Here is a 26,307-nt window from a genome sequence, read left to right as displayed (position 1 = left end):
GGCGCCCTGCTGACGTCAGCAGGGCGCCCCTCGAGGAAGACTTGCGGAGTCTCTAGGAAGCCGAGCTCACTCCGCGGTCGGGATGATGTTGATGACGCGACGGCCGCGCTTCGTGCCGAACTCGACGTTGCCGCCGACCAGCGCGAACAGGGTGTCGTCGCCGCCCCGGCCGACGCCGGTGCCCGGGTGGAAGTGGGTGCCGCGCTGGCGGACGATGATCTCGCCGGCGTTGACGAGCTGGCCGCCGTAGCGCTTCACACCGAGACGCTGCGCGTTGGAGTCGCGACCGTTCTTGGTCGAGGCCGCGCCCTTCTTGTGTGCCATGAGTTCAGTCCTTCAGACGGTGTGTGACGAGTGGGGAAAGCCGTGGGAGCCCAACGCCTCAGGCGTTGATCTCGGTGACCTTGACCTGGGTGTACTTCTGGCGGTGGCCCTGGCGCTTGCGGTAGCCGGTCTTGTTCTTGTACTTGAGGATCGTGATCTTCGGGCCCTTCGTGGCACCGAGGACCTCGGCGGTGACGGACGCCTTGGCGAGCGCGTCGGCGCCGGAGGTGACCTTCTCGCCGTCGACGAGCATGACCACGGGCAGGGTCACCGAGTCACCGACCTCGGTCGGAACCTTGTCGATCTCGATGACGTCACCGACAGCAACCTTCTGCTGCTGGCCGCCACTGCGCACGATCGCGTACACCGCGGACTCACTCTCATTCGTCGGACTACAAGACTTGGCTGCGTACTCGCCTGCCAGGCAGCTGCCGGCGGGGCCGGGCGCACGCAAGAGGACGCAGTAAGCGCCGAGGATCTAGTTTACGGACGGCCACCGGCCCGGTCAAAACGAGCCGGTGGCGTCGAGACCCGGGTCGGCCGCGGGCTCAGCGCTTGCGGCTGCCCTTCTTCTTCACCGGCACGTGCGCGGCGGCCGGCTCGGGGTGGCCGACCTCCCCTGGCTCGGTCTCCGCGTCGGCGCCCGGGGTGCCGGCACCGTCCTGGGCGGCCGGGCCGGCGTCGGCCACGGCCGTCGCCGGCGCGGTCGTGCTGGGCGGACCGGCGGGGCGGCGGGCGACCCGGCGCCGCGACGACGTCACGACCGTGGGCGCCGCCGGCGGGGCCGGGGGCTGCTCGGGCTCGGGCTCGGGCTGCGGCTCCGGTTCCGCGGCGGCCGGTGCGGGCTGCTCTGCCTCAACGGGCTGCTGCGGCTGCTCGGGCTGCTCGGGCTGCTCGGGGGCCGGCGCCTGGTCCGGGGTCTCGGGCGTCGGGGGCGCGTCGTCGGTGGGCGTCTCGGGTGCCTCGCCGACAGGCTTCTCGCCGCCCTGCTTGCCCGCCATCGCCGCGAACTCCGCGGGAGACGGGCCGTGCTTGCCGTTGCCGCTCGACCCGTTGCCGCCCTGGCCGCCCGAGCCGTTGCTCTGACTGCCGGAGTCCTGGCCCTGCTGCGCGGCACCGTCGCCGTCGCCCTTGCCCCGCCGCGAGCGCCGGCTGCGGCGCGCCGTACCACCGCCGCTGCTGTCGTCGTCGGCCTTCTTCCTCGGCTCGACCGGCTCGTGGTGCACGATCAGGCCGCGGCCCTGGCAGTGCTCGCAGCTCTCGCTGAACGCCTCCAGCAGGCCGGTCCCGATCCGCTTGCGGGTCATCTGCACCAGGCCGAGCGAGGTGACCTCGGCGACCTGGTGGCGGGTGCGGTCGCGGCCCAGGCACTCCACCATCCGGCGCAGCACGAGGTCGCGGTTGCTCTCGAGGACCATGTCGATGAAGTCGACGACGATGATCCCGCCGATGTCGCGCAGCCGGAGCTGGCGGACGATCTCCTCGGCGGCCTCGAGGTTGTTCTTGGTGACCGTCTCCTCGAGGTTGCCGCCGGAGCCGGTGAACTTGCCGGTGTTGACGTCGACGACCGTCATCGCCTCGGTGCGGTCGATGATCAGCGAGCCGCCGGAGGGCAGCCAGACCTTCCGGTCGAGGGCCTTCGCGATCTGCTCGTCGATGCGGTACGCCGAGAACGCGTCGTCGCCGTCGTACTTCTCGAGCCGGTCGGCCAGGTCGGGCGCGACGTGCTCGACGTAGCTCTCGACCATGTCCCACGCGTCGTCTCCGGAGACGACGAGCTTGCCGAAGTCCTCGGTGAACAGGTCCCGGACGACCTTGAGGGTCAGGTCGGGCTCGCCGTACAGCAGCTGCGCGGAGCCGCCCTTCTCGCCGCCCTCGGCCACCTTGGCCGAGATGTCGTCCCAGCGAGCGGTGAGCCGCTCGACGTCGCGGGTCAGCTCCTCCTCGCTGGCGCCCTCGGCGGCCGTGCGCACGATGACTCCGGCGGTGTCGGGGACGATCTCCTTCAGGAGCGTCTTGAGCCGGTTGCGCTCGGTGTCGGGCAGCTTGCGGGAGATGCCGCTGGTGGTGCCGTCGGGCACGTAGACGAGGAAACGGCCGGGCAGGCTGACCTGGCTGGTGAGCCGGGCGCCCTTGTGGCCGACCGGGTCCTTGGTGACCTGCACCAGGACGTTCTGGCCGGACTTGAGGACCTGCTCGATCTTGCGGGGGCCGTTGCCGGCGCCGAGCGCGTCCCAGTTGACCTCGCCGGCGTACAGCACCGCGTTGCGGCCCTTGCCGATGTCGATGAACGCCGCCTCCATGGAGGGCAGCACGTTCTGCACCTTGCCGAGGTACACGTTGCCGATCAGCGACGTCTGCGACTCGCGCGCGACGTAGTGCTCCACCAGGACCTTGTCCTCGAGCACCGCGATCTGGGTGAGGTCCTCCCGCTGCCGGATCACCATGACCCGGTCGACGGACTCGCGGCGGGCGAGGAACTCCGCCTCGCTCACGATCGGGGCGCGGCGGCGGCCGGCCTCGCGGCCCTCACGGCGGCGCTGCTTCTTGGCCTCGAGGCGGGTCGAGCCGCTCAGCGCGGTGATCTCGTCCTCGGGGCTGCGGGCCTTGCGGACCCGGGTGACGGTGTTCTCCGGGTCGTCGGAGGCGGTGGAGTCGCCCTCGTCGCCGGCCCGGCGGCGGCGCCGCCGGCGGCGGCTGGACGACGACGTGCCGCCCTCGCCGGACTGGTCGTCGCCGCCCTGGTCGCTGGTGCCGCCCTTGTCGTCGGCCTTGTCGCCCTTGTCGGCCTTGTCGGTCTTGTTGCCCTCGGCGGAGTCGTCGGCGTCGGAGTCGTCGTCGGACCCGTTGTCGGAGGACTGGTCGCCGTTGCTCTTGCGACGACGGCGTCCGCCCCGGCGACGGCGCCGCCGGGTGGAAGCGCCCTCCCCCTGCTCGGACTGCTCGGACTGGTCGGACTCGTCGGTCCGCTCGGCCTCGTCGGCCTTCTGGTCGTCGGCGAGAGCGTCGGCCTGCGCCGCGGAGTCGTCCGCGGGAGCCTCCGCGGCCGGGGCGGTCTTGGCGGCCGCGGCCTTCTTGGTGGTGCGCTTGCGGGCCGGCTTGGCCTGGCTCACGTCGGGAGCCTGGAACAGCGGCGCTGCCGTTGGCGCCGCGTCCGCTGGCTGCTCGGTCTGCTCGGCCGGCTCAGCAGCGTCCGCCGCGGTGGCGTCGCTGTCGGTGGGGGCGTCGGGTGCGGCGGCCTTCTTGGTGGTCCGCTTCGCCGGGGTCTTCTTGGCGGCGGTCTTCTTCGCGGTCGTCTTCTTGGCCGCGGCCTTCTTGGCGGTCTTCTTCGCGGCCGGCGCAGACGCGTCCGCGGCGGCCTCGCTCGGACCCTCGACCGGGAGCGTCGGCTGGTCGGCGTCCGGCGCGGCGTCGGCGGGGGCGGTCGCCTTCTTGGTGGTCCGCTTCGCCGCGGTCTTCTTGGCGGCGGTCTTCTTCGCGGGCGCCTTCTTGGCGGCCTTCTTCGCCGCCGTCGTGGCGGCGGGGGCGGCCTCGGTCGGCGTGTCGCTCGCCGGGGCCGGAGCCTGGGTGGTGTCAGTGCTGTCGGGGGTGGCCGGGTTCTCGGCCGGGGTGTCGCTGTCGAGCATCTGCTCTCCTCGGCTCCGACGGGTACGCCGGGCCGGTGACACCGGCCGTGCGCACGTGGAGCGTGTCAGTCGCCCGAGCCCGACCGGGTCGGGTGGACGCAAGCTTGCGATGGCGGCGACGCCCGACGGAGGTCGTCCGCCTCACGCGGTCCGCGGTCACCGGCCTGCGCGACCGAAGCTGTCACCTTCGATCAGGCCGTGTCGCGGTCGGGCGCGAACGGGTCTTCCACCGTGCCGAGCTCCGTGTCGAGGGGGCCCTGCGCCAGGCGCTCGTGCAACGGAGCCCCTGACACCTCGAGCCCGGCTGCCGCACGCAGTCCGGCCAGGATGTCGTCGGGTCTCACGGACGGGGTTCCGTGCCGCAGGACCACGTCGAGTATCGCACACTCCCCCGATCCCCCGTCGGATGCCGACTCGGACGGCGACACGGCGAGCGACACCACGGCGGCGCGGCAGTCGAACGTCCGCAGCCCCTTCTTGGTCATCCGCTCGACCGAGACCTCGTCTGCGGCCAGGAACGTGGCGACCGCCGCGGACGCCTCGTCGACGGGTACGTCGACCGTGATCCGCCAGTGGCTGGCCTCCAGCCGGTCCGCCAGCGAGCCGCCCGGCGAGACCACCACCTCCAGCACGTCCAGGCCCGGCGGCAGCGCCTCGTCGAGCGCCGTACCGAGGACCGCGGGGTCGACCTCGGCGGCCATCCCGATCTCGAGGTACTCCGCCTCGCTGGCTGCGCCGGTCGGCGAGGCGCCGGCGTAGGAGATGCGCGGGTGCGGGTTGAAGCCCGAGGAGTACGCGACCGGCACCTGCGCCCGCACGAGCGCCCGCTCGAACGCCCGCGAGAAGTCGCGGTGGCTGGTGAACCGCAACCGGCCGCGCTTCGCGTAGCGCACGCGCAGCCGCTGGACCGGCGGGGCCTGCTGCTCGGGTTGTTCGCGCACGCCAGAAGCGTAGGCGGCGACCGCCCGCGTCCCGACCTCCGGTCCCGGCCGGTACGGCGTCCGGGGCGGCTGCGACGATGGCGCCCGTGGAACGACCGGGGGAGCACCAGGACACCCGGCTGGAGCGACTGCTCGTCCTCGTCGGCATCGTCGCGGTGTCGTTCAACCTGCGACCGGCCGCCGTCGCGGTGGGCCCGGTGCTCGCGGAGGTCACCGACGAGCTGGGGATGAGCTCGACCGTCGCCGGCCTGCTCACGACGCTGCCGGTGCTCGCGTTCGCCACCTTCGGCATGCTCACCCCCGGCGTGGCGGCCCGGGTCGGCCTGCACCGGGTGACGCTCGGCTCACTCCTGTTCGTGGTCGTGGGCCTCGGACTGCGCTCCCGCACCGACGACGTACCGGCGTTCCTGCTGCTCTCGCTCCTCGCGCTCGCGGGCATGGCGGCGGCCAACGTGCTGCTGCCGTCGCTGGTCAAGCTGCACTTCCCGGAGCGGATCGGCCTCCTGACGTCGATCTACACGACGTCGATGGCCGTCGGGCTCACCCTCGCCTCGATGACGACCGTGCCGCTGAGTGAGGCGACCGGCAGCTGGCGCAACGGCCTCGGCGTGTGGGCGCTGACGGCGCTGGTCGCGGCCGTGCCCTGGCTGGTGCTGCTGCGCCACGACAGCGCGCTCGAGCGCGGCGCCGTCGAGGTGCGGCTCGGCCAGGTGGCGCGCACGAGGCTGGGCTGGCTGATGGCGGTCTTCTTCGGGCTCCAGTCGATGCAGGCGTACTCGCTGTTCGGCTGGTTCGCGCAGGTCTACCGCGACGCCGGCTTCTCGCCGACCACCGCGGGCCTGCTGCTCGGGGTCATCACGATGGTGAGCATCCCGCTGTCGCTGTGGCTGCCGACGCTGACGGCGCGGCTGGCCAACCCGGCCCCGGTGATCCTCAGCCTGGTGGCCCTCTACCCGGTCGGCTACCTCGGGCTCGTGGTCGCCCCCGTCGGGGGTGCGTGGCTCTGGGCGCTGGCCCTCGGCACCGCCACGGCCGTCTTCCCGGTCGTGCTCACGCTGATCGGCCTGCGCGCCCGGACCAGCGGCGGCACGGCGGCGCTGTCGGGCTTCACCCAGGGCGTCGGCTACCTGCTGGCCACCGCCGGGCCGTTCTCCGTCGGCCTCGTCCACGACCTCACGGACGGCTGGACGGTCCCCCTGGTGCTGCTCACGCTCCTGGCCCTGCCCCAGGCCGTCACGGGCTGGATGGTGTCCAAGCAGCGGTACGTCGAGGACGAGCTGCCCGCCCGCCCGTGAGCCGCTCCGGCGCGTGGGCCGCCCTGTGCCAGAATCTGCAGGCTGTCCCCGACCCGCACCGGTCCTCATCGTCGAAGGCACGCCCATGCACCGCACCGTCACGTCCGCCCTGGTGGCGCTGCTCAGCGCCCTCGCCCTCGTCGTCGGCGCGCCCACCGCGGCCAACGCCTACACGCCGGCGCCCGGGGCGATCTTCAACAACCCGCGCGGTCCGCTCGAGTCGAAGGACCGGATCCTCACCCACATCGTCAAGACGATCGACAGCACGCCGCGCGGCAGCGAGATCCGGATCGCGGCCTACTCCAACGACCGGCCCGACGTCGCCGAGGCGCTGATCCGCGCGCACCAGCGCGGTGTCGACGTGCAGGTCGTGCTCAACGACAACTGGACCTCGGGCGCGACGCGCCGTCTGGTCAAGGTGCTCGGCCAGGACGTCGACCGGCGCAGCTTCGTGTCGATCTGCGCGGGCTCGTGCCGCGGCGGTTTCGGCAACCAGCACATGAAGTTCTACCTGTTCTCCAAGGCCGGCCAGGCCTCCGACGTCGTGATGGTCGGCTCGGCCAACCTCACCGGCTACGGCGCCCGCGTGCAGTGGAACGACCTGTACACGACCAGCGAGGCGCCGCAGCTGCGCGAGCTCTACACGACGCTGTTCGAGCAGCTCGTCCGCGACCGCCGGGTCGCCTCGCCGTACGTCCACAAGGTGGTCGGCGACTACGAGAACGAGTTCTTCCCGATGCCGTCGATGGACCAGGCCAACGACCCCGTGATGCACCGCCTGGACGAGGTGCGCTGTGCCGCGTCCGGCGGCACCGGCATCAACGGGCACACGATGATCCGCGTCGTGATGTACGGCTGGGTGGACAGCCGCGGCCTGTACCTCGCGAAGAAGATGGCCGACCTCGACCGCGCCGGCTGCGACGTGCGCGTGATCCTCTCCTCCCCCGGCGGCCGCGTGGTGCGCAACCTGATCGCCGGCGGCGTGCTCGTGAAGACCGCCGACCTGGACCTCGACCACAACAAGGACACCGGGTTCGACGACACGCCGTTCGAGGTGTTCACGCACCAGAAGTACATGACGCTCAGCGGCTCGTTCCGCGGCGAGATGAGCAACCAGGTCTGGACCGGGTCGGAGAACTGGTCCAACCTCGGCCTCCGCAACGACGAGGTGACGATCCGGATCCCGGGTGCCGCGACGCACAAGTCGTACGTCGCGAACTTCGACTACCTCTGGAAGAACTGGACCAAGTGGCTCGACCCGAGCGACGACAAGACCAGCTGATTCCGGCCCTCCCGGGTCGTGGACCCGCGGCCGACGACCGATCGCCGATGCCCTAACCTCGTTCGGGCAATCCGCGCGCACGCACCACCACGGGGGACTCCGCCCCGCGCGCATGGCCACTCGGGACCAGGAAACGGGGACACCCTCTCGTGATCAAGAAGCTCCTTGCCGCGCTCGCGGCGGCTGCCCTGCTCGTCGGCGCGACTGCCACCGGCGCGGCGGCGTACAAGCCCGAAGACGGCGCCGTCTTCAACAACCCGTGGGGCTCGTTCCCCGAGAAGGACCGGCTGCTGGTCAAGATCGCCAGCACGATCGACGCCGCCGTCCCGGGTTCGACGATCCGCATCGCGGCGTACTCCAACGACCGCAAGGACATCACCGACGCCCTCATCCGCGCCAAGAAGCGCGGCGTGAAGGTGCAGGTCCTGCTCAACGGCAACTGGACGTCGCGCCAGACGGTGCGGCTGCAGAAGGCACTCGGCAAGAACACCGACCGCAAGAGCTTCCTGCACATCTGCCAGCGCTCCTGCCGCGGCACGACGGGCAACCTGCACTCGAAGTTCTTCCTGTTCACCGACATCGGTACGGCGCAGAACGTCGTGATGTTCGGCTCGGTCAACCTCACCGGCTTCGGCGCGAAGACGCAGTGGAACGACCTGTACACGACCACGAACCGAAAGTCCCTGCACGCCGTGCTGCGCGGCGTCTTCGACGAGATGAGGCGCGACCGACCCGTCAAGCGCCCGTACATGAACCGGCCCGTCGGCGACTTCGACGTCACCGTCTACCCGCGCGTGAACAACACCAAGGACAACGACCCGGTGATGAGCCGGCTCAAGCGCGTGCGCTGCAACGGCGCCACCGGCGCGACCGGCCGCGGCGGCAAGACGATCATCCGGGTCAACATGTACGGCTGGAACGGCACCCGCGGCGTCTACCTCGCCAAGAAGGTCGCCGACCTGTCCCGCAAGGGCTGCAACATCAAGGTGCTCGAGAGCGACGCCGGCGGCCGGGTCGTGCAGATCCTGGCGCGCAACGGGGTGCTGATCAAGAGCCCCGACTACGATCGCAACAACAACGGCGAGATCGACATGTTCACGCACTCGAAGTACATGATTCTGGGCGGCCGCTACGGCAAGGACACCTCCGGCTGGCACGTGTGGACCGGCTCGCAGAACTGGTCCGACCGCTCGCTGAACGGCGACGAGCTCACCGTGCACATCCCCCGCCGCGGCGCGTTCTGGGACTACCGGCAGAACTTCGACCACATCTGGCAGCAGCGTTCGAAGTGGGTGGCCGACACGCGTCCGGACGACTCGTCGACGTCGACCGCCACGCGCACGCGGGGTCTCGCGCTCGACGGCTTCTGAGCCACATCCGGTCCCCAAGGGCTGTCCGGCTCCTGTCGTGCACAGGGTCCGCCGCCGTCGGCTGACGATGGCGGCGGACCCGGCCAACCTGGAGCCGTGGACGACGTCGCGCGCCGAGGACGGGTCCGGTCGAAGGGCTGGACCCGGCTCAGCCACGGCCTGTACGTCGTCGACCTCGACGACCTGCACGCGTCGCTGGCGGCCTGGCAGCGCGTCCTGCCGCCGCGCGCGGCGTTCACGCACCTGACCGCCGCGCGGCTGCACGGCTGGTGGCTGCCGCCGGTCCCGGCGGGCACCCCGACCTTCGCGGCGGTGCCGCACGCCGGCTCACGCCCGCGGCGGGCCGGCCTCCGGGTGACCCGGCTGCCGCAAGCCTTCCGCATCGGCCGGGAGTCCGGCCTGCCGGTCACGTTGCCGCCTGAGACCCTGCTGGCCTGCGCGCACGACATCGGGCTGCTCGACCTCGTCGTGCTCGTCGACGCGGCGCTGCACCACGGCCACACCACCGTCGAGGAGCTCGCGGAGGCCGCAACCGCCCGCCGCCGCGGGGCGCCGCGGCTGCGGGAGGCGTTGCAGTGGTGCGACAGCCGGTCCGAGTCGGCCTGGGAGTCGCTCCTCCGCGTCCTGCACGTCTCCGCCGACGTGCCGGTCGTCCCGCAACACGAGGTGCGCCACCACGGCAGGTTCGTCGCCCGGGGTGACCTCTGGCTCGAGGGCACCACGACGCTGCACGAGTACGACGGCGTCCACCACCGCTCCCCCGCCCAGCAGCGCAAGGACCTCGCGCGCGACCGGCGCCTCGCCAACGCCGGCTGGACCCGGCGCGGCTACACCGCCGTCGAAGTCCTGCACGAGGCGACTGCGATCATCCGCGACTGCGACCAGGCGCTCGGCCGCGCGCACGACCCTCGTCGGGTGGCCCGCTGGCACTGGCTCCTCGCCGAGTCGACGTTCACGACACGCGGACGTGCCCGCCTTCTCGCCCGGGTCGCCAAGCCGCCGCGCTGAGGGTCGGCCCGGCCGACCCGGAATGGGTCACGAACGACACTCGACACGCCGGCAGACCTGTCGTTCGTGACCCATTTGCTTCGGGCTCGAGCCCACACGAGGCCTCAGCCCAGCGGCTTGACCAGCAGGCTCGTGGCGGGCACGAAACCCGCCCGAGTGTAGAGCGGCACGGACCGCTCCGAGGGGCTCAGCACGATCCGGGCGAACCGCTCGCGCTCGGCGTACGACGCCGCGGCGTCGAGCAGCAGCCGGCCGAGGCCGCGGTCGCGGTGGCCGGCGTCGACGTACACGTTCGCCACGTAGCCCCATCGCGTCGGCCGGCCGGAGGCGACGTCGCCGGGGCGCGGCATCCGCTCGAAGACCAGCATGTTCAGCATCCCCACGTCCGCACCGTCGACGTCGACGAGCCAGGTGACCCGGCGGGACTCCTCCCGCTCGGCCCAGCCGGCGAAGACGCTGTCGAAGTCGGGGTCGTCGATGACCTGGCCGGCCTTCTCCTCCGCCCACGCGCGGCTCAGCCCCGCCACGGCGGCGCGGTCGGCCGAGGCGGCGACGCGCACGCGCGCCGGTGACGAGTCGGGCACGTCAGACGACCGAGAGCGGCAGCAGCTTCTTGCCGGTGGGGCCGATCTGGATCTCGGTGTCCATCTGGGGGCAGACGCCGCAGTCGTAGCAGGGGGTCCAGCGGCAGTCCTCGACCTCGACGGTGGAGTCGGGGTCGACCGCGTCCTGCCAGTCCTCCCACAGCCAGTCCTTGTCGAGACCGGAGTCGAGGTGGTCCCAGGGCAGCACCTCGGCGTGCTCGCGCTCGCGGACGGTGTACCAGTCGAGGTCGACGGGCGTGTCGGCGAGGGCGCGCGCGGCGGCGGACTCCCAGCGGTCGAAAGAGAAGTGCTCGCTCCAGCCGTCGAAGCGGCCGCCGTCGCGCCAGACGGCCTCGATGACGCGGCCGACGCGGCGGTCGCCGCGCGAGAGCAGTCCCTCGATGATGCCGGGGCGGCCGTCGTGGTAGCGGAAGCCGATCGCGCGCCCGTAGCGCTTGTCGGAGCGCACGTCGTCGCGCAGCTTCTGCAGGCGCGCGTCGGTGGTCTCGTGGTCGAGCTGCGCGGCCCACTGGAACGGCGTGTGCGGCTTCGGCACGAACCCGCCGATCGACACCGTGCAACGGATGTCGTTGCGGCCGGAGACCTCGCGGCCCTTGGCGATGACCTTCTTGGCCAGGTCGGCGATCTCGAGGACGTCCTCGTCGGTCTCGGTCGGGAGGCCGCACATGAAGTAGAGCTTCACCTGCCGCCAGCCGTGGGAGTACGCCGTCGCGACGGTCCGGATGAGGTCCTCCTCGGTGACCATCTTGTTGATCACCTTGCGCATCCGCTCCGAGCCGCCCTCGGGGGCGAACGTCAGGCCGGAGCGGCGGCCGTTGCGGGAGAACTCGTTGGCGAGGGTGATGTTGAAGGCGTCGACGCGGGTGGAGGGCAGCGACAGCGAGACGTTGCTGCCCTCGTAGCGGTCGGCGAGGCCCTTCGCGACGTCGCCGATCTCGGTGTGGTCGGCACTCGACAGCGAGAGCAGGCCGACCTCCTCGAAGCCGGACTTCTTGATCCCGTTGTCGACCATGTCGCCGATCGTGGTGATCGAGCGCTCGCGCACCGGCCGCGTGATCATGCCGGCCTGGCAGAACCGGCAGCCGCGGGTGCAGCCGCGGAAGATCTCGACGGAGTACCGCTCGTGCACGGTCTCGGCGAGCGGCACGAGCGGCTGCTTGGGGTACGGCCACGCGTCGAGGTCCATCAGCGTGTGCTTGTGCACGCGCCACGGGACGCCGGAGGTGTTGGGCGCGACGCGCTTGATCCGGCCGTCGGGGAGGTAGTCGACGTCGTAGAACGCCGGCACGTAGACCGCGCCGGACACCGCGAGGCGGTAGAGCAGCTCCTCGCGCGGGGTGCGGCCCCCGAGGCCGGGCCGCCCCTCGGCCTTCCACTCGCGGACGACCTCGGAGATCTTCAGCACGATCTCCTCGCCGTCGCCGAGCACGGCGGCGTCGAGGAAGTCGGCGATCGGCTCGGGGTTGAACGCCGCGTGACCGCCGGCGAGCACGATCGGGTCGTCCTCGCCTCGGTCACGCGCGGGCAGCGGGATGCCGGCGAGGTCGAGGGCGGTCAGCAGGTTGGTGTAGCCGAGCTCGGTCGAGAACGAGATGCCGAAGACGTCGAAGGCACGGACCGGTCGGTGGTTGTCGACGGTGAACTGCGGGATCGCCCCCTGCTCGTCACCGGCCCGCATCACCTTCTCCATGTCGGGCCACACGGAGTAGGTGCGCTCGGCGACGATCCAGTCGCGCTCGTTGAGCACCTCGTAGAGGATCTGCACGCCCTGGTTGGGCAGCCCCACCTCGTAGGCGTCGGGGTACATCAGCGCCCAGCGGACGGTGGCGTCGTCGTCACCCCACTCCTTCGGGGTGGAGTTCAGCTCGCCGCCGACGTACTGGATCGGCTTCTGCACGGACGGCAGCAGCGGCTCCAGGCGTGGGAACAGCGACTCGGCCGACGGGGCCTGGGCGGCCGCGGTGGCGGTGGGCACGGTGCAACCTCGCAGAACATTGGGGGTGCTGGGGTGAGGGAACGACCTCCAAGGGTACGTCGTCAGACGGCCGCCGCCCACCGCGCGTCCCGGCCGAACGCCGCGAGCAGCATGGTCTGCGCGTCCCCCGTCACCTCGACGCGGGGCGCGACCACGCCGGCCTCGCGGTACATGTGCTCGCGCTCCTTGAACCACGTCGACACGCCGAGGACGAGCTCGGGCGCGAGGTGGGTGTCCGCGCCGACCGCGACCGCGAGGTCCCAGCCGTGCACCAGGTGGTCGGCGCTGAGCTGCAGGACGTACTCCTCGACGTTCTCGCGCCCGTAGGACAGGTGCACCATGCCGCCGAGCGGGGCGTAGCGGTCCACGGCGGCCACCGCCGCGAGCGCCGCGTCGCTGGCCCGGCGGGCGGCGGTCACCGGGTCGCCGAGCAGGTCGCCCTCGAAGCTGTCGCCGACGTCCTCGATGGTCGCGCCCTCGAGCAGCGGGACGGTCCACAGCTCCTCGCCGACCACGTGGTTCACGAGGTCGTGGACGTTCCAGCCGGCGCACGGGGTGGACCTCCCCCAGTCGTCCGGCCCGACGGCGGCCAGTGCCCGCTGCCAGTGGTCCACGGTCCCGCGGTGCAGGGTGGCGACGTCCATGGGGCTGCTCCCTCCCGGTGTCGAGCGAGGTGCGACGGCTCGCTACCAGCGTCCTCCCCCGTGCGGTGCCGCGGCAGACCCGGACGCACTAGACCGAGCAGCACACCGGGGCCCGCGCGATCGCGCGGGCCCCGGTGGGTGGGGAGAGGTTCGGCGGTCAGCTCGTGGTCAGCGACGTGTCGTCGATGACGAAGCTGGTGGCCAGGCTCGAGTCCTCGGTGCCGGTGAACGTGAGCGTGACCGACTTGCCGGTGTAGGCCGACAGGTTCAGCGTGCGCAGCACGTAGGACGAACCCTTGTTCAGGTTCGAGTACGTCGCCAGCGTGGTGGTGACGCCACCGGACGTGGCCTGCACCCGGAGGGTGTCGTAGGCGGTGCTGGTGGTGGTCTCCTGGCTGGAGACGTACAGGTAGAACGACAGCGACGCGCTCGACGCGGCCGGGACGGAGACCGTCTGCGACAGCGTGTCGGTGTGCGTGGTGCCGTAGCCGTCCAGCCACGCCTTCCAGGTGCCGGTGCGGGCCGCGGCGCCGGAGTCGTTGGTGATGACGCCGGACGAGGCGGACCAGCCGGTCGCGCCGGACTCGAAGCCCGGGTTGGCGAGCAGGTTGCCGCCGGTCGGCGGCGGGGTGGTGCCACCGGAGAGCAGCGAGTAGAGCAGGCGGTTCGGCGAGCCGGTGCCCGCACCGGTCACCACGCCGGAGGTGGCGCCGTTGACGACCGCGCTGCCGACCGTGGCGGCCGACGCGGTCGGGTTGCCCTGGAGGTACAGCGCGGCGACACCGGCGACGTGCGGCGTGGCCATCGACGTGCCGTTGATCGTGTTGGTCGCCGTGTCGCTGGTGTTCCAGGCCGAGGTGATGCTGGAGCCGGGCGCGAACAGGTCGAGGCAGGAGCCGTAGTTGGAGAAGCTCGACCGGGCGTCGGTGCTCGTGGTCGCGCCGACGGTGAGCGCGGCGCCGACGCGCGACGGCGAGCCGTTGCAGGCGTTGGTGTTCTCGTTGCCGGCGGCGACCGCATACGTCACGCCGTCGTTGATCGAGTTGGTGACCGCCGTGTCGAGCGCGGACGAGACGCCCCCGCCGAGGCTCATGTTCGCCACTGCCGGGGTGCCCGCGGCGTGGTTCGAGGTCACCCAGTCGACACCGGCGATGACGCCGGAATTGGCGCCGCTGCCGGCACAGTCGAGCACCCGCACGGGCTTCAGCGTGACCTGCTTGGCGACGCCGTACGTCGACCCGCCGACCGTGCCCGCGACGTGCGTGCCGTGGCCGTGGCAGTCGTTGGTGCCATTGCCGTCGTTGATCGCGGTGTAACCCGAGGTCACCCGGCCGCCGAACTCGCTGTGGGTGGCGCGGATGCCGGTGTCGATGATGTACGCCGTCACGCCGGAGCCGGTGGCGTTGTAGGTGTAGCTGTTGCTCAGCGGGAGGTTGCGCTGGTCGATCCGGTCGAGACCCCAGGTTGCCGGCGACTGGGTGGCGTCGATGCTGAACCGCTGGTCGGCCTCGATGAAGGCCACGTCCGGGCTGGTCCGGAGCCGCTCCACCGCCCGGTCCGGGAGCTTGGCCGAGAAGCCGTTGAGGACCTTGCCGTAGTTGTCGAGGATCTTGCCGCCGTTCTCCTTGGCGACTGTGCGGGCGTCCTTCTCGTCGGCCGCGGTGACCCGGTCGTTCATCACGACGATGTAGCGGCCGTCGATCGCGGTGGGCTTGGCGGTGCCGATGAGCGGCGCCTTGTCGGGCTTGCCCGCCTGGGGCACGGCGGAGGCGGCCGTCGCACCGAGGGCGGTGGCGGTGACGGTCGCCGCGGCGACCGCCCCGAGGAGGGCGGCCCGGAGCCGCCGGTGCTGCGCTGAGTGACTCTGATGCGTCACGAGTTCTCCCGAGAGGTGGAGGGTCCGGCCGGTTGCCGAGACCCGGTCCTGGTACCTGCGGCCGGTCCTGCGTCACTCGTGGCGACCGGGTCCGGTTGACCGAGGAACGTAGTGACAGCAGACGATTGCGGTCACCGAGAGCGGACGTTCATGTTCGTGCAGCGCACGAACCTGCAACCCGCGACAGCCTTGACGGCGCTGGTCTAGACAGTGGTTGGGTCGACCCTCGTGAGGATGCGCATCGGGGCGCGTCCTCCCGAACAGGGAGATCCCCCTATGAAGAAGATCCGTCCGCACCGCCGATCGGCGGTCGTGCTCGGTGCCGCGGCGCTCGCCACGGTCATGACCGGCTTCGTCGCCGCTCCCGGCTCCGCCGCACCCTCCGGCGGGCCCGAGGCCCGTACGGCGGCCGCGCCCGGCCAGGCCGCGGTCGCCGAGCAGCAGCGCACGGTCGAGGCCGCCCAGGACGCCCGGGCCGTCGCCCGTGACCTCGGCGCCGACGCCGCCGGCGTCTACTACGACAAGGCGGCCGACGCGATGGTCGTGGCCGTCTCGAACCGCGCCGCCGCCGACAAGGCCCGCCGCGCCGCCGGTGGCGAAACCGTCGTCAGGGTGGTGAAGCACAGCAAGGCCGACCTCGCCGCCGTCACGAGCGACCTCGAGCAGGAGGTCGCCACGCCCGGCAGCGGCTGGGCCGTCGACACCGCCGCCAACCAGGTCGTCGTGACGCTCGACTCGAGCGTCTCGGAGGCCGACGCCGCCCGGATCAAGGACGTCGTGGCGTCGTACGGCGACGCCGCCCGGGTCGAGGAGGTCAGCGGCACGTTCAGCACCCGCCTGTCCGGTGGCCAGGCCATCTGGACCAGCGGCGGCCGCTGCTCGCTCGGCTTCAACGTGCGCAGCGGGTCGTCCTACTACTTCCTGACGGCCGGCCACTGCACGAACATCGGCAGCACCTGGTACGCCGACTCGGCAGGCTCGACCTACGTCGGCAGCACGGCCGGCAGCAGCTTCCCGGGCAACGACTACGGCATCGTCTCCACCCCGTCGGCCGGCACCGGTAACGTCTACCTGTACGGCGGCGGCACGCGCGACATCACCGGCGCCGGCAACGCGTTCGTCGGCCAGTCGGTGACCCGCAGCGGCAGCACGACCGGCGTGCACAGCGGCACGGTCCAGGCGCTCAACGCGACGGTCAACTACGCCGAGGGACAGGTCCGTGGCCTGATCCAGACCAACGTCTGCGCCGAGGGCGGCGACAGCGGCGGCTCGCTGTTCTCCGGCAACACCGCCATCGGCCTCACCTCCGGCGGCAACGGCAACTGCACCTTCGGCGGTACGACGTTCTTCCAGCCGGTCACCGAGGCGCTCGGCGTCTACGGCGTCAGCGTCTACTGAGCCACCCGCTCGCTGGCCGGCGTCCCGACGGGGCGCCGGTCAGTAGCGCGAGCGGACCAGCCGCGACGGCGCCGCGCCGAGCCCCGAGCCGGAGCGGCGGGCGATGTTCTGCAGCAGGCCGACCGCCATCAGCGTCGCGAACATCGACGAGCCGCCGTAGGAGACGAGCGGCAGGGGCACGCCGGTGACCGGCATGATGCCCAGGCACATGCCGATGTTCTGGAAGGCCTGGAAGCCGAACCAGCAGGCGATGCCCGCCGCGGCGAGGCGGCCGAACAGGTCGTCGGCGCGCGCCGAGATCGCGAGGGCGCGCCAGATGAGGACGCCCAGCAGGAGGATCAGCACGCCGGAGCCGACCAGGCCGAGCTCCTCCCCCGCCACCGTGAAGATGAAGTCGGTGTGCTGCTCGGGCACGAAGCCGGCATGCGTCTGCGACCCGTGGAAGAGGCCCTGGCCCGTGACGCCGCCGTTGCCGATGGCGATGCGGGCCTGGGTGGTGTTGTAGCCGGCGCCGCGCGGGTCGAGCGACGGGTCGGTGAACGCGAGGAACCGGTCGAGCTGGTAGTCCTCGAGCAGCCCGACCTGCACCGCGACCACGGCCGCGACCACTCCCCCGGCGAACAGCCCGCCGAGCCAGGCGCGCGGTGCGCCGGACACGGCGATCACCCCGAACACGGTGGCGGACAGCACCAGCATGGTGCCGAGGTCCGGCTGCAGCAGGATCAGCACCGCCGGCAGCCCGGCGATCGTCAGCATCCCGACCACGTCGAGCCAGCGCACCTCGCGCGAGCGCAGCGATCCCTCCGTGCGCTCGGCCACGAGGAGCGCCATGCCGATGACGACGGCCAGCTTGGCGAACTCCGCCGGCTGGATGGACAGCCCCGCGAGCACGATCCACGACCGCGAGCCGTTGATCGTGCTGCCCATGACGAGCACGAGGACCAGCCCGACCACGCTGGCGACGTACACCAGCGGTGCGAGGATCCGCACCCACCGGTGGTCGGTCGCCATCACGAGCAGGCCGAGCACCACGCCGATCGCGATGTTGACCAGCTGCTTCTTGAGGTAGGCGCGCGGGTCGTCGCCGACCAGCAGCTCGCGGCTCGACGTCGCCGACCAGACCAGCAGCGCGCCGAGCACGAGCAGGCCGGCCGCGGCGAGCACGAGCAGCCAGTCGACGCGGCCGTCGCGCACGCGCGAGGTGGTCTCGACGCGGACGCGGGGACGGGTGGCCGTCGTCAGGCTCATTCCTTGCGTCCCTCCCTGCGTGAACGGGGGGCGACGGGCGGCAGGATCGCGCCGTCCTTGGCGAACGTCGGGAGCGCGGCGGGCGGGACGGCGCCGGGGATCGCGGCCTTGCGGCGGTCGACCTTCATGCCGTCGATGCCGTAGAGGGTCTCCCAGATCTTGCGGACCGCCGGACCGGACGTGCCGGAGCCGGTGCCGCCCTGCGACACCATCATCACCACGACGTACCGCTTGTCGTACGACGCCACCCACGACGTGCTCTGCTTGCCGTAGACCTCGGCGGAGCCGGTCTTGGACCGGATCTTGACCTGGTCGAGCGGGAAGTCGATCAGCCGCCAGGCCATCGTGCCGGTGCGCGAGGTGCCCTGCAGCGCGGTGTCGATGTAGCGCAGGTCAGCCTGGGAGACCTTCACCTTCGAGGCCTTCTTCGGCTTGATCCGCTTGACGACGTTGCCCTGGGGGTCGACGACGGCCTTCGCCACCCGCGGCTCCCACAGCGTGCCGCCGTTGGACAGCGCGGCGTACGCGCGGGCGAGCTGGAGCGGGGTGACGATCGTGTCGCCCTGGCCGATGGCGAAGTTCACGGCGTCACCGGCGCGGTAGGCGAAGCCCTCGAGGCAGAACTCGCGGGCGAAGCGGTGCAGGAAGTCGGTGCCAGGCTTCCTGCCGAGCTTGCAGTAGTAGTTCCTGTTCGACTTCCAGTAGGCGAGCTTCCACGTGCGGTCGGCGATCCGCCCGGACGCCTCGCCCGGGACGTCGATGCCGGTCTCCTTGCCGAAGCCGAACATCTTCGCCGTGCTCACCAGCGGGTCCTTGGCGTTCACGTCGTCCACGTCGGAGCCGAAGCGCTGCCAGAACGAGTAGCCGACCCGGTAGAAGAAGGTGTTGCAGGAGACCTGCAGCGCCTTGTCGAAGCCGATGTAGCCGTAGGCGCCGGACTCGTAGTTCTTGAAGTCGCGGTTGCCGACGCGGAACGCCGAGGAGCAGTTCAGCCGGGTGTCGGTGCCGAAGCCGTTCGACAGCGCGCCGGCGGTCATCACCGGCTTCCACGTCGAGCCGGGCGCGAACTGGCCCTGGGTCGCGCGGAACAGCAGCGGGGTGCCGGCCTTCTCGGAGTACAGCCGCTTGAGCGCCTTCGAGGAGATGCCGCCGACCCACACGCTGGGGTCGTACGTCGGGAAGCCGGCCATCGCGACCACGCGGCCGTTGGTGGCGTCGAGCACCACCGCGGCGCCGGAGTCGGCCTCGTAGTTGCGGTTGGTCACGGTGTCGCGCGTCTGGCGGGCGGTCCGGATCGTCTGCTCGAGCTGCTGCTCGACGACGGCCTGCACGCGAGCGTCGATCGACGTGACGAGGGTGTCGCCGACCTTGCCGGCCGTCTCCCCGGTGGTGCCGAGCACGCGGCCCATCGAGTCCACCGCGACGCTCTTGTAGCCCGGGTAGCCGCGGAGGTACTTGTCGTACTGCTTCTCCAGGCCGGCGCGACCGACCACCGACGCGCCGTGCACGGACTGGTCGTCCTTCGCCTCCGCGTCGTCCAGCTCGGACTCGGTGATCGGGCTGAGGTAGCCGAGGAGGTGCGCGGCGTTGATGCCGTACGGCGACGGGTAGGCGCGGACGTTCTGCTGCTCGACGAGCACGGCCGGGAAGTCCTCGCCCTGCTCCATGATCGAGATCGCGACCTGCTGCCGGACGTCGTCCGCGACCGGGACGGGCTGGTACGGCGAGCCGTTCCAGCAGGTGCCGGTGACCGAGTCGGGCTCGCCGCAGAGCAGCGTGCGCGCGTGGATCCTCTTGTACTTCCCGCCGACGGCGTGCGCCAGCCGGCGCAGCAGCGCCTCCTGGCCGGCCTCGTCCATCTTGTGCAGCAGGGTGCGGTCGACGCTCACCACCCACGACTGACGGCTGGCGACCAGCGGACGGCCCATGTCGTCGACGATCAGGCCGCGCGCCGGCTGCACGACGAGCTCGCGCACGGACTGCTCGGCCGCCTGGGCCTGGTAGGACTCGCCGCCGAGCACCTGGAGGTACCAGAGGCGGGCGAACAGGGTGAGGAACAGCGAGAGCACCAGCGCCTGCACGACGACCAGGCGCAGGGTGCCCTTGGTCGCCGAGCTCGCGCGGACTCGGGGCGCGGCCATCAGTACGCCACCTGGGGCGGGCGGAGCCGCCGCAGCAGGGCCATCGCCGGCGGCAGCACGAACGGGGTGAGCAGCAGGTCGTAGCCGACGGCCAGCGGAATCACCGTCAGCGCCTCGGCGACGGGCACGGCCGGGTCCTGCAGGACCATCCCGGACAGCGCGAACACCGACGTGCCGATGAACGACGACGCCGCGACGGTCACCAGGGCCGCGACGGGCGAGGACCCGGCGTCCTGCCGGACCCGGCCGGCGACGTACCCGACGACGACGAGCGCGAGCGCCCAGCGGCCGGCGACGTGGTCGGCCGGCGGGGCCAGGTCGACGGCCAGGCCGGCGAGGAATCCGAGGACGGCCGCGAAGTCCGGACCGCGCACCAGCGCGGCCGCCACCACGACGAGCAGCGCGAGGTTGGGCACCACGCCGTGGATCGACAGCAACGAGAAGCCGGCGACCTGGAGCACGACCGCGAGCGTGACGACGACGGCGAGGATCGCGGCGCGGACGGCGGTCATCGGGTCTCCTCCTGCCGTGCTCCGGCGCCGAGGACCGGCCGGTCGCCCTCGGTGTTCGGGTCGACGACCACGCCGACGAGGTCCAGCGAGGTGAAGTCGACGAAGGGCTTGATCACGGCCTGCGCCGACAGCGAGCCCGGGCTGCTGCGCACGTCGGTGACGCGGCCGATCGGGATCCCGGCGACGTACGGCGCGCCGTTGCGGCTGCCCCAGGTGACCAGGACGTCGCGACGTGCCGGCGTGACCGACTGGTCGGCCAGGTCGAGGTCGAGGCGGGCGTCGTCGCCCTGCTCACCGCGCCCGCGCAGGAAGCCGACCTCCATGGTCGAGCCGATCCGGCCGCCGACCACCGACTCCTGGTCGACCACCAGCAGCACGGTGGCGGTGCTGCGCTCGGCGCGGATCACCCGGCCGACGAGACCGTCGTTGTTGATCACGGTCATGTCGGGGCTGATGCCCGAGGACGTGCCGGCGTCGATGGTGACCGCGCGGCTGAACGACTGGGCGGGACCCATGGCGACGACGCGGGCCGGGACGACGGCGTACCCGGTGTCCTTCGCTCCGGCGAGCAGGCCGTCCAGCTCGGCGGCCCGGTTGCGGTCGACCTCGGAGGTGGCGAGCCGGCCCCGGAGCTGGGCGTTCTCGGCCTCGAGCCGGGCGACCTCGTCCCGCAGCCCGCCGGTGGTGCGGAAGAAGCCGGGCACGCCGATCACGGGACGCAGCACGGCGGACGTGCCGGTCTCGACCGGCCCCACGACCGCGCCGACCGCCGAGCGCAGCGGGTCGACCGGCGAGTCGTCCCCGCCGCGGGCGTCGAGGGTGATCACGGTGAGGCCGGCGAGCAGGAGCAGCACCACGACGGCGCGGCGCGGCCGCTGCTGCGGGGAACCCGGGGAAGGAGGTCGCATGGTTCGGTCGGTCTCCGTGGCTACCGGCGCCGCGGCTCGGAGACGAGCACCTGCTGGAGCGCCTCGAACTCCTCCACGCACTTGCCGGCGCCCATGGCGACGGAGTGCAGGGGGTCCTCGGCGACGTGGACGGGCATGCCGGTCTCGTGACGGATCCGCTCGTCGAGCCCGCGCAGCAGCGCTCCCCCGCCGGTCAGGACCACACCGCGGTCCATGATGTCGCCGGCGAGCTCGGGCGGGGTCTGGTCGAGCGTGGTGCGAACCGCGTCGACGATCGCGTGGAGCGGCTCCTCGAGCGCCATCCGGACCTCGGCGGACGAGACGACGACGGTCTTCGGCAGGCCGGAGACCATGTCGCGACCACGGACCTCGGCCTCGGGCTCGTCGGGGAGCGGGAAGGCGGAGCCGAGGGTCATCTTGATCTCCTCGGCCGTGCGCTCCCCGAGCATCAGGGAGTGCTCCTTCTTCATCCACGCGATGATCGCCTGGTCGAGGGTGTCGCCCGCGGTGCGCACCGACAGGCTGGTGACGATGCCGCCGAGGGAGATGACCGCGACCTCGGTGGTGCCCCCGCCGACGTCGACGACCATGTTGCCGGTCGCCTCGTGCACGGGGAGCCCGGCGCCGATCGCGGCGGCCATCGGCTCCTCGACGATGTAGACCCGGCGGGCGCCCGCCTGGTAGCCGGCCTCCTTGACCGCGCGCTGCTCGACGGCGGTGATCCCGCTCGGCACGCAGATCACCAACCGCGGCTTGGTGAAGTAGCGGCGGCGGTGCACCTGCTGGATGAAGAACCGGAGCATCTGCTCGGTCGACTCGAAGTCGGCGATCACGCCGTCCTTGAGCGGTCGGATCGCGGTGATGCTGTCGGGGGTGCGGCCGATCATCCGCTTCGCCTCGTGGCCGACCGCGACGATCTCGCCGGTGCCGGCGTGCAGCGCCACGACGGAGGGCTCGTCGAGCAGCACGCCCTTGCCACGCACGTACACGAGCGTGTTGGCGGTGCCGAGATCGACGGCCATGTCGCGGCCGATGATGCTGTTCGCCATGTGCTGGAGACCCTCGCTGCCCTGGCCGGCGGCTGCCGGCCCGTGAACCGTCGGGCGAGCACCGCGTGAGTCACACGCGTCCCACCCTTCACAGAAGGCTATGCGGGCACCAGCGCCGGACCCGGCAGGACACTCCGCGGGTCGCGCCGGAATTGGGGCGCGCGGTCGTCAGCCGCCCGTCGGCGCGGCGCGTCAGCGCAGCTCGTCGGCGCGGGCCGCCACGTGGGCGGGCACGGCCGTGCCCGGAGCGTCGGCGGAGGTCACCACGTCCCCCGCCCGCAGCCGCAGCGGCACGACTCCCGCCCAGTAGCCGGCGGCAACGTCCTCGGGCTCGTCGTCGGGATCGCCTTCGCGCACCTTGACCGACGCCTCGTGCAGCGGGAGCGCGAGCACGGTGGTCGCGGCGAGCTCCTTGCGGGTCGGCCGGCGCAGGGCGGCGGCGCGGCCGGGCACGACGTGGTCGACGAGCAGGTCCAGCGCGTGCGACAGCTCACCGGGCTCGGCGACCACGCGGGGACGGCCGATCACCACCGCGGAGCGGTAGTTCATCGAGTGGTTGAAGCCGGAGCGCGCGAGCACCATCCCGTCGAGCACCGTCCAGGTGACCGAGACGTCCTGGTCGGGGGCCTGCACCAGGCTGCGCGACGCCACGGACCCGTGCAGGTAGACCGTGCCCCCCTCGTCCGGGCCGTCGGGGTCGACGCCGAAGACGGTCGGGAGGGCCAGCGGGACGCCGTCGACGACGACGGCCAGGTGGCAGATCACGGAGGCGGCCAGGACGTCGTCCAGGCTCTCGCGCCCCGATCGGGCACGCTCCTTCTCGCGGCGCGGACTGCTGCGCTCCGTGGGCGAGAGCGGTGTCCCGGGCTCCACGGGCGGACCGGGGACGCTCAGGAGGAGAGCCGGATCTCGAACACGTCGTCGAGCCCGGTGATCTGGACCAGGCCGACCACCATCTTGCTCGGGTGGCGCAGCTCGAGGACGCCGCCGCGCTCGTCGAGCGCCTTGTGGGCGCCCAGCAGGGCCGCCAGGCCGGTCGAGTCGATGAACTCGAGGTCCGAGAGGTCCACGGCGACCCGACGGGGCGCGTCGGTGAGGTCGGCCAGCACGTCCTGCAGGTCCGGCGACGTGCTGATGTCCAGCTCGCCCGCCAGGTGCACGACGGCGTCGTCGCCCTCGCGCTGCACGTCGATGGACAGCTCCACCCGGGTCCTCCCCTTGATCCTGCGTGTGAACCGCGCGCACCATGCGTACGCCGGCCGATCCAATCTAACCCACCCTGGCGCAGCGGCCGGTGGTAGGTTCGGCGCCGGAACGGAAGGGGGTCTGTCGACGCGTGGAGGATGTTGTGCTGCCGGTCGAGCCCCCTGTGGGCGACACGACGTGGGAGGTCGTGCTCGACGCACCCCGCCAGGACGTCGGCCAGATCCTCGACATCGAGCTCAGCGGCTCCCTCAACCTCCGCCGCACCGTGATGCGGACGCTCGAGGTGACCCGGTCCCGGTTCGCCGACTGGGCCCTGGTGGTCGTGGCCGACCCCCGCTCCGACTCGCTGACCCTGTACGGCGGTGAGGACCCGCGGGCGACGACGACGGTCCGTCGCGCGGCCTCCGCCGACCTGCTGCAGCAGGTGATCGAGAGCGGCCAGCACGAGCTGCTCTCCGTCGACTCCGACGCGGTGCCGTTCGACGCGCTCACCGCGCTGATCCCGCACGAGCCGTTGCGCGACGAGGCCGCCCGGCTGCGCCCGGCCGACGTGCTCGCGCTGCCGATGGCCGCCCGGGGCGCCCCGCTCGGCGCGCTCATCCTGGTCCGCCGCTCCGGCCGCGGCTTCGACGAGACCGACGTCGCGCTGCTCGGCCAGTTCGCCGCCCGCGCCGCGCTCGCGCTCGACTCGGCCCGCATCTACGAGGACCACGCCCGGGTCACCCGCGTCCTCGAGGAGAACCTCCGCCCACCGGGCCTGCCCGTCATCCCGGGCGTCGAGCTCGCCACCAGCTTCCGCTCCGCCGCCGAGCACCTCGAGATCGGCGGCGACTTCTACGACGTCCACGGCGACGACGACTCCTGGCTGGTCGTGCTCGGCGACGTCTGCGGCAAGGGCGTCGACGCGGCCGTGCTCAACAGCCGCGCCCGCCAGAGCATCCGCACCGCGGCCCGCTACGACCGCTCTCCCGGCCGGATCCTCAGCACCCTCAACGACGTGCTCTACGACGACGCCTCCGACAAGTTCGTCACTGTCGTGTGCGCGCTGCTCACCCCGCGCGACGACGGCTCGGTGCTGGTCCAGGTCGCGGTCGCCGGGCACCCGGCTCCGCTGGTCGTCCGCGCCGGTGGCGAGGTCGAGCAGCCCGCGATCTCCGGGCGACTGGCGGGCGTGATCCGCCACGACGACCGCTACCAGGAGGTCGGTTTCGACCTGCTCCCCGGCGATTCGATGGTGCTGTTCAGCGACGGCATCTACGAAGCCAAGGGGCCGCGCGGCCTCTACGGCATGGACCGGCTGCGCACGGTGCTGGAGCGCTACGCCGGCAGCGGCGCCGTCGCGATGTGCGAGGCCGTCGAGCAGGACGTCGTCGAGCACCTCGGCGGCCACGGGCACGACGACATGACGGCGCTCGTCGTCGCGCCCCGACGGACGGGCGCCGGACAGGGGTGACCGGCCGATGACCGCCACGACACTCGATGACGTCGAGCGCTTCGACGCGGCGGTCGCCCGTGCCGACGTCGACGCCGCCCTCTCGGTGGTGCAGGACCTCCTCGACGGCGGGCTCGACCCGGTGGGCGTGATGGTGGACGTGATCGCCCCGGTGCAGACCCGGGTCGGCCGGCGCTGGCAGAGCGGGGCCTGGTCGGTCGCCCAGGAGCACGCCGCCACCTCGGTCGCGGTCTCCGCGCTCGAGGCGGTCGCCCGCGCCACCCAGCCGCAGGGCCGCGCCCGCGGACGCGTCGTGATCGCCTGCGCGGAGCGGGAGTGGCACGCCGTGCCCGCGATGATCGTCGCCGGCGCGCTGCGCACCCAGGGCTGGCAGACCATGCTGCTCGGCGCCTCCACGCCGACCGCGCGGCTGAGCCGCTACCTCCAGGACCTCGGTCCCGACGTGACCGCCGTGAGCTGCTCGGTCGCCGCCGGGCTGCCCAACGCGCGCGGCTTCATCGAGGCCAGCACCACCGCCGGCATCCCGGTCCTCGCCGGCGGCGCCGCGTTCGGTCCCGACTCGCTGCGCGCCGACCGGCTCGGCGCCACCGCCTGGGCGGCCGACGCCCGCGGCGCCGCCGCCGCGATCGAGGGCCTGCCGCTCGTCGTACCCGCGGTACCGCCGCTGCCGGGCGACCTCACCCGCGAGGTCGCCGCGCTGCGCACCGCCCACGACGCGGTCGTCGACGAGGCGCTACGCCGGACCGGCGTCGCGCCCGCCGCCGTCGACGGCGAGGACCCGATGCGCGAGTCCCTCGACCAGGCCGTCCACTCGGTCGCGGGCGCGGTGCTCACCGACGACCCGCGGTTGCTGGGCGACACCGCCGGCTGGGTGTCCGACGTGCTCCGGGCGCGCGGCTTCGACGACCCCGACGCGGCCGTCCGGGACGCGCTCGTGCACGCGATGCGGGAGTACCCACGCGCTGCGACCATGGTCGGGGACCACTGGCCCGACGTGGCGCCGCGGTCGGCCTGACCGGGCCAGGCTGCTCAGAGGTTCGGGAACCAGAGCGCGATCTCGCGCGACGCGGACTCGGGAGAGTCCGAGCCGTGCACGAGGTTCTCGCGGTTGGAGAGCGACAGGTCGCCGCGGATCGTGCCGGGAGCGGCCTTGCGGCCGTCGGTCGCGCCGTTGATCGCGCGGACCACCTCGACCGCCTCGTCGCCCTCGAGCACGGCGGCGACGAGCGCACCGCTGGTGACGAACTCGCGCAGCGGCGGGTAGAAGTCGCGCTCGACGTGCTCGGCGTAGTGAGCGTCGGCCTGCGCCGCGTCGATCTGCCGCAGCTCCAGCGCAGCGATGGACAGGCCCTTGGCCTCGAAGCGGGAGAGGATCTCCCCCACGAGTCCGCGCCGGACGGCGTCGGGCTTGAACAGGACGAGCGTGCGCTGGGTCTGCGTCGACAT

Annotated in this window: 23 protein-coding genes; 7 read left to right on the top strand and 16 right to left on the bottom strand. The window is 72.3% G+C overall.

Annotation, left to right across the window (positions count from 1 at the left end; translation table 11 throughout):
- Nucleotides 1–66: 66 nt before the first annotated feature.
- From rpmA to ETU37_RS09285, 4 genes are all read right to left on the bottom strand, one after another.
- Nucleotides 67–324: a 50S ribosomal protein L27 gene (gene rpmA / locus ETU37_RS09300; protein ID WP_129986922.1), complete on the bottom strand. Its 258-nt coding sequence runs from the start codon at nucleotides 322–324 to the stop codon at nucleotides 67–69.
- Nucleotides 325–382: 58 nt separating this feature from the next.
- Entirely contained in the window at nucleotides 383–691 is a 309-nt protein-coding gene (gene rplU / locus ETU37_RS09295) for a 50S ribosomal protein L21 (RefSeq protein ID WP_129986921.1), read from the bottom strand.
- 181 nt (nucleotides 692–872) lie between these two features.
- Nucleotides 873–3,950: an Rne/Rng family ribonuclease gene (locus ETU37_RS09290; protein ID WP_129986920.1), complete on the bottom strand. Its 3,078-nt coding sequence runs from the start codon at nucleotides 3,948–3,950 to the stop codon at nucleotides 873–875.
- Between the two features lie 191 nt (nucleotides 3,951–4,141).
- Nucleotides 4,142–4,891 carry a TIGR03936 family radical SAM-associated protein gene (locus tag ETU37_RS09285; protein ID WP_129986919.1) on the bottom strand — a complete coding sequence of 250 codons (750 nt, stop codon included), beginning with the start codon at nucleotides 4,889–4,891 and terminating at the stop codon, nucleotides 4,142–4,144.
- 77 nt (nucleotides 4,892–4,968) lie between these two features.
- On the opposite strand from ETU37_RS09285, the gene ETU37_RS09280 reads away from it, so the two are divergent.
- The 4 genes from ETU37_RS09280 to ETU37_RS09265 all read left to right on the top strand — a co-directional run bounded on the left by ETU37_RS09280 (nucleotide 4,969) and on the right by ETU37_RS09265 (nucleotide 9,846).
- Nucleotides 4,969–6,186: a CynX/NimT family MFS transporter gene (locus tag ETU37_RS09280; protein WP_129986918.1), complete on the top strand. Its 1,218-nt coding sequence runs from the start codon at nucleotides 4,969–4,971 to the stop codon at nucleotides 6,184–6,186.
- Nucleotides 6,187–6,271: 85 nt separating this feature from the next.
- Nucleotides 6,272–7,468: a phospholipase D-like domain-containing protein gene (locus ETU37_RS09275; protein ID WP_129986917.1), complete on the top strand. Its 1,197-nt coding sequence runs from the start codon at nucleotides 6,272–6,274 to the stop codon at nucleotides 7,466–7,468.
- Between the two features lie 149 nt (nucleotides 7,469–7,617).
- The gene (locus ETU37_RS09270) at nucleotides 7,618–8,838 is read left to right on the top strand and encodes a phospholipase D-like domain-containing protein (RefSeq protein WP_129986916.1); all 1,221 of its coding nucleotides are present in this window, start codon (nucleotides 7,618–7,620) and stop codon (nucleotides 8,836–8,838) included.
- Between the two features lie 96 nt (nucleotides 8,839–8,934).
- A complete protein-coding gene (locus tag ETU37_RS09265) occupies nucleotides 8,935–9,846 on the top strand; it encodes a hypothetical protein (RefSeq protein WP_129986915.1) in 912 nt (303 codons plus the stop codon).
- 104 nt (nucleotides 9,847–9,950) lie between these two features.
- Here ETU37_RS09265 and ETU37_RS09260 read toward each other — a convergent pair whose 3' ends face one another.
- The 4 genes from ETU37_RS09260 to ETU37_RS09245 all read right to left on the bottom strand — a co-directional run bounded on the left by ETU37_RS09260 (nucleotide 9,951) and on the right by ETU37_RS09245 (nucleotide 14,946).
- Nucleotides 9,951–10,430: a GNAT family N-acetyltransferase gene (locus ETU37_RS09260; RefSeq protein WP_129986914.1), complete on the bottom strand. Its 480-nt coding sequence runs from the start codon at nucleotides 10,428–10,430 to the stop codon at nucleotides 9,951–9,953.
- Between the two features lies 1 nt (nucleotide 10,431).
- Complete coding sequence (locus ETU37_RS09255; protein WP_129986913.1) at nucleotides 10,432–12,426, bottom strand: TIGR03960 family B12-binding radical SAM protein; 1,995 nt, start codon at nucleotides 12,424–12,426, stop codon at nucleotides 10,432–10,434.
- 62 nt (nucleotides 12,427–12,488) lie between these two features.
- Nucleotides 12,489–13,070 (bottom strand): TIGR03086 family metal-binding protein, encoded by a 582-nt coding sequence (locus ETU37_RS09250; protein ID WP_129986912.1) that lies wholly within the window; start codon nucleotides 13,068–13,070, stop codon nucleotides 12,489–12,491.
- Nucleotides 13,071–13,227: 157 nt separating this feature from the next.
- Complete coding sequence (locus tag ETU37_RS09245; protein ID WP_240755638.1) at nucleotides 13,228–14,946, bottom strand: S8 family serine peptidase; 1,719 nt, start codon at nucleotides 14,944–14,946, stop codon at nucleotides 13,228–13,230.
- A 276-nt stretch (nucleotides 14,947–15,222) separates the two neighbouring features.
- On the opposite strand from ETU37_RS09245, the gene ETU37_RS09240 reads away from it, so the two are divergent.
- Complete coding sequence (locus ETU37_RS09240; protein WP_129986911.1) at nucleotides 15,223–16,344, top strand: S1 family peptidase; 1,122 nt, start codon at nucleotides 15,223–15,225, stop codon at nucleotides 16,342–16,344.
- A 39-nt stretch (nucleotides 16,345–16,383) separates the two neighbouring features.
- Here the strand turns inward: ETU37_RS09240 and rodA are convergent, their stop codons facing one another.
- From rodA to ETU37_RS09205, 7 genes are all read right to left on the bottom strand, one after another.
- Entirely contained in the window at nucleotides 16,384–17,592 is a 1,209-nt protein-coding gene (gene rodA / locus ETU37_RS09235) for a rod shape-determining protein RodA (RefSeq protein ID WP_129986910.1), read from the bottom strand.
- The gene (mrdA, locus tag ETU37_RS09230) at nucleotides 17,589–19,733 is read right to left on the bottom strand and encodes a penicillin-binding protein 2 (RefSeq protein ID WP_129986909.1); all 2,145 of its coding nucleotides are present in this window, start codon (nucleotides 19,731–19,733) and stop codon (nucleotides 17,589–17,591) included. The genes rodA and mrdA overlap by 4 nt, the downstream gene beginning before the upstream one ends.
- Complete coding sequence (gene mreD, locus ETU37_RS09225; RefSeq protein WP_129986908.1) at nucleotides 19,733–20,245, bottom strand: rod shape-determining protein MreD; 513 nt, start codon at nucleotides 20,243–20,245, stop codon at nucleotides 19,733–19,735. The genes mrdA and mreD overlap by 1 nt, the downstream gene beginning before the upstream one ends.
- Nucleotides 20,242–21,153: a rod shape-determining protein MreC gene (gene mreC, locus ETU37_RS09220; protein WP_129986907.1), complete on the bottom strand. Its 912-nt coding sequence runs from the start codon at nucleotides 21,151–21,153 to the stop codon at nucleotides 20,242–20,244. The genes mreD and mreC overlap by 4 nt, the downstream gene beginning before the upstream one ends.
- Nucleotides 21,154–21,173: 20 nt before the next feature.
- Entirely contained in the window at nucleotides 21,174–22,202 is a 1,029-nt protein-coding gene (locus ETU37_RS09215; protein ID WP_129986906.1) for a rod shape-determining protein, read from the bottom strand.
- A gap of 192 nt (nucleotides 22,203–22,394) precedes the next feature.
- Nucleotides 22,395–23,075 carry a pyridoxamine 5'-phosphate oxidase family protein gene (locus ETU37_RS09210; RefSeq protein ID WP_129986905.1) on the bottom strand — a complete coding sequence of 227 codons (681 nt, stop codon included), beginning with the start codon at nucleotides 23,073–23,075 and terminating at the stop codon, nucleotides 22,395–22,397.
- Nucleotides 23,076–23,092: 17 nt separating this feature from the next.
- Nucleotides 23,093–23,407, bottom strand: coding sequence for an STAS domain-containing protein (locus ETU37_RS09205; protein ID WP_129986904.1), 315 nt, complete (start codon nucleotides 23,405–23,407; stop codon nucleotides 23,093–23,095).
- Nucleotides 23,408–23,571: 164 nt separating this feature from the next.
- Here ETU37_RS09205 and ETU37_RS09200 point away from each other — a divergent pair, with 164 nt between their 5' ends.
- Both ETU37_RS09200 and ETU37_RS09195 read left to right on the top strand, forming a co-directional pair.
- On the top strand, nucleotides 23,572–24,861 hold the full coding sequence (locus ETU37_RS09200; RefSeq protein ID WP_129986903.1) for a PP2C family protein-serine/threonine phosphatase: 1,290 nt from the start codon (nucleotides 23,572–23,574) through the stop codon (nucleotides 24,859–24,861).
- A gap of 7 nt (nucleotides 24,862–24,868) precedes the next feature.
- Complete coding sequence (locus tag ETU37_RS09195) at nucleotides 24,869–25,876, top strand: cobalamin B12-binding domain-containing protein (RefSeq protein WP_129986902.1); 1,008 nt, start codon at nucleotides 24,869–24,871, stop codon at nucleotides 25,874–25,876.
- 14 nt (nucleotides 25,877–25,890) lie between these two features.
- Here ETU37_RS09195 and ndk read toward each other — a convergent pair whose 3' ends face one another.
- Nucleotides 25,891–26,307, bottom strand: coding sequence for a nucleoside-diphosphate kinase (gene ndk / locus ETU37_RS09190; protein WP_129986901.1), 417 nt, complete (start codon nucleotides 26,305–26,307; stop codon nucleotides 25,891–25,893).

Origin of the sequence: Nocardioides iriomotensis (genome assembly GCF_004168035.1) — a bacterium.
Lineage (GTDB): Bacteria > Actinomycetota > Actinomycetes > Propionibacteriales > Nocardioidaceae > Nocardioides_B > Nocardioides_B iriomotensis.
Note: the sequence above shows the minus strand (reverse complement) of the source record. Positions and strands in the feature narration are given on the sequence as shown.